This window comes from Streptomyces sp. AC627_RSS907 (genome assembly GCF_019049165.1).
In genome coordinates this window covers 21,274-21,985 of record NZ_JAGMUE010000223.1, presented here as the reverse complement: position 1 = coordinate 21,985, position 712 = coordinate 21,274, and the positions used below count along the sequence as shown (strand labels likewise).

1 protein-coding gene is annotated in these 712 nt (G+C 66.3%); it reads right to left on the bottom strand.

Annotated features, from left to right (window positions below):
- The coding region (locus tag KUM32_RS32695; RefSeq protein WP_254406472.1) for a sigma-70 family RNA polymerase sigma factor at positions 1–335 on the bottom strand (335 nt) is incomplete at its 3' end.
- Positions 336–712: the final 377 nt, after the last annotated feature.

Below are 712 nucleotides of genomic sequence, written 5' to 3'. Positions count from 1 at the left end.
TCGGACAACTGCGTCTCGACCGGCCGGATCCGGCAGGCCCGGTGATGATCGATGACCAGGTTGCGCACCACGGTGAACAACCACGGCCGTGCCTTGTCGATGTCCCCGTCGAACATGGCACTGTGCCGCCACGCCCGGGCGAAGGCCTCCTGCAGCAGGTCCTCCGCACGGTGCCAGTCACCACCGAGCAGTCTGGCCGCGTAACGCTTGAGCAAGTTCCCGTGCTGGCGGTAGAGGGCCTGGACGAACCTCTCGCACTCGTCGTCATGAGATGCCTGCTGGTGTCCCGGCGCGGTGACCATGTCGGCCCGTGCCCCGTGTGTCGTCCGCCTCATGATGTGGCGTCCTCAATCCCTACGTCGGCTTTCCGTGGCGTGCCCGCACGCACGAACGGACGGGCACTGTCACCCTGCGACAAACACCTTGGCCAGACCTTGTCGCGGCATTGCCGACACCCACACCCCCCGCCCCCTCAACGCACAGACAACGAAAACGGTTCGCAGAAGACAACCACAGCCCCCGCCGGAAACAGGCCACTGCGAACCGTGACTGAGGGAGCAGGCCGTCCACGACCAGGCGCTGGTGGCGAGAGTGGGCTGTCGCAACGGCTCGGATACCCAGGAGCCGGCCCCGGTGACGCACGTACATGACAGTGCCACGCCCGTGGAAGAGATTGCGACGCCCTTCGAGGTGCTGATCGCGGCCGGAACGA